Below are 391 nucleotides of genomic sequence, written 5' to 3'. Positions count from 1 at the left end.
GCAGCGGAGCGACCACCAGGCCCATGCCGGCACCTCCGAGTGCCAGGGCCGGGGCCGTCTTCAGCGAGGTGACGTCCCCGCGCCCGACGATCCAGACCAGCCACACCAGCACGGCGATGGTCAGCACCAGGCCGATCTGCATAACCGGCCGACCGACCTTGGGGGCTAGGACGCCGGCGCCCACACCGGCGAACACCGGGACAAGGGCGCCCCACGGGATGCCGGTGAGCCCGGACCGGAGGACTGAGAACCCGAGGCCGACTTGCATGTAGAGGGTGAACACCAGGAAGAATCCGATGACGCCGCCCATGAATAGCAGGTTGACCAGGAGGCCGCCGGTGAACGACTTGTAGCCGAACAGGCTCAGCTCGATCAGCGGCGAGCCGTCGGT

At 68.3% G+C, this 391-nt stretch carries 1 pseudogene; it reads right to left on the bottom strand.

The features are described from left to right. Positions 1-391, bottom strand: a pseudogene (locus tag KVT45_RS55195) (MFS transporter); the annotation flags it as partial.

The organism is Streptomyces sp. GbtcB6 (genome assembly GCF_019091475.1).
GTDB lineage: Bacteria > Actinomycetota > Actinomycetes > Streptomycetales > Streptomycetaceae > Streptomyces > Streptomyces hyaluromycini.
This window is presented reverse-complemented; position numbering and strand designations above follow the sequence as displayed.